Raw genomic sequence first — 1959 nt, forward strand, 5'->3', positions numbered from 1 at the left:
CCCAGCCAATTGGCTGGGCATTTTTAAGTTTGAGTTACAGCGAAACGGTAATCTTGTCTGCGTTTACTGCGCCGGGAACATCATTGCCGGCAAACAGTGCAACGACTGACTCAGCAACGGCAACACCAGCTTTTTCCTGGGCCTCTTCAGTAGAAGCGCCAAGGTGTGGTGTGGCAGTAACTTGCTCCAGACCAAATAGCGGTGAGTCGGTGCATGGCTCGGTTGCATAAACATCAAGTCCAGCACCACCCACGCGACCTTCAACGATTGCATCGTAAAGTGCGGCTTCATCAAGAACGCCACCGCGAGCAGCATTAATGATGCGCACAGTTGGCTTCACCTTGGTCAATGCTTCTGCGCCAATTAGGCCAACTGTTTCAGGAGTCTTTGGAATGTGAATGGTGATGAAGTCTGAGACCGCAAGTAGTTCTTCGAGCGAAACGAGTTCAATCTCTGGGCCGCCTGCGGGTGCCTGGGTTACGTACGGATCATAGGCAACAAACTTGACGTCAAAACCTGCAAGGCGTTTTGCAACGAGCTGACCGATCTTGCCAAGGCCGACGATACCAACCGTCTTATCCTGCAGTTCGATGCCACCAAACTTTGAACGCTTCCATTCACCGTTCTTCAAAGTGATATTCGCAGGAACAACGTTGCGGGCATTTGCAAGAAGTAATGCCACCGCCAATTCAGCAGCAGAAACGATGTTGCTTGTCGGCGCATTAACTACCATTACATTTGCTTCGGTTGCTGCTGGAACATCAACGTTGTCAAGGCCAACGCCAGCGCGGGCAACAATCTTTAGATTTGGCGCAGCCGCAATTGCTTCAGCGTCTACTTTGGTGGCTGAGCGAACAAGGATGGCGTGTGCTTCTGGAATGGCTGCCAATAATTCAGTGCGATCAGCGCCATTGCAATGACGAATATCAAAGGCATCGCCAAGTACGGCAATAGTTGCTGGGGACAGTTCTTCGGCAATTAAAACAACAGGTTTAGTCATGGTTCTAGGCTACCTGAGGTGCTTGTGAACGTTTTCACGAGGTCCAAGTTTGAACCGATTGACATTGAACAACTCCCGCTCTTATTACGCAGGCAGCATCACTACCAAGTCGCAGAATCTTCATCCGTTGCGCGCCAGCAGTACCAAGCCACCACGCTGCGATGTGGGCGTAGATGATCTGCCAAGTTCTCAATCTCTTTTTCACTCGGTGCTTTATCGAGTCCATAAATTCGAGCAAAGCCTTTTCGCACTGCTAAGTCGCCAACTGGCCAAACGTCCAGTCGGCCGAGGCGAAATATCATCGCCATTTCGGCAGTCCAGCGACCTATCCCCCAAAGTTTGGTTAACACAGCAAGTACCAGGTCATCGGTCTCATGTTCAAGCGCTAATAAATCAAGTTCGCCAGTTTTGACGGCGTGGGCAAATTCAAGAATGGTCCGAGATTTTGCGCCCGAAAGGCCGACGGTTCGTAATTGCTCTGGTGTGAACTTTAAAACTTTCTTAGGTTCAAGTGGTCGGCCGACTAAATCTAAAAGTCGAGCGGTAATAGTGTCAGCCGCTTTAGTCGAAAGCTGCTGAGCGATAACCGCAAAGACGATGCTTTCAAAATGCGAATCGTGTGATGGGCCGGCCAAAGTGCAGGGACCAACTTTTTTAATGAATTGCCCAAGGGTCTTATCTTTTTTGGCTAACTCTTTTGCCACCTGCGACATTTCAACATCGCCGACTCGCAGAATTGATTCAGACATCTTTAGGCTTCGTTAAATTCAAACGCTGTTGCCATAGCTTCATCTAAAGCTTGCAGAGTCAGTTCTACGCGCTGCGCAACTGAACCATCCAAGGCCACCCAAGCACGACCAGTGCTAATTAAAACATCTTCGAACTCGCGCGTCATAGATTCGCGCATACCTTCACTATCGCGAATCTTGTCTTGTACAAATGGCACACCATCTGGTTGG

The 1959-nt window shown here is 49.6% G+C and carries 3 protein-coding genes; all 3 read right to left on the reverse strand.

Translation table 11 applies throughout. The annotated features are described in order from the left end of the window. Positions 1–34 precede the first annotated feature (34 nt). A complete protein-coding gene (locus tag EBS36_07340; protein ID NBU32961.1) occupies positions 35–1000 on the reverse strand; it encodes a hypothetical protein in 966 nt (321 codons plus the stop codon). Between the two features lie 101 nt (positions 1001–1101). Continuing rightward, the gene (locus EBS36_07345) at positions 1102–1749 is read right to left on the reverse strand and encodes a DNA-3-methyladenine glycosylase 2 family protein (protein ID NBU32962.1); all 648 of its coding nucleotides are present in this window, start codon (positions 1747–1749) and stop codon (positions 1102–1104) included. Positions 1750–1751: 2 nt separating this feature from the next. Further along, on the reverse strand, positions 1752–1959 hold a 208-nt coding region (locus tag EBS36_07350; GenBank protein NBU32963.1), incomplete at its 5' end, for a transcriptional regulator.

Source organism: Actinomycetota bacterium (assembly GCA_009923495.1).
In the GTDB taxonomy this organism is placed as follows: domain Bacteria; phylum Actinomycetota; class Actinomycetes; order S36-B12; family UBA5976; genus UBA5976.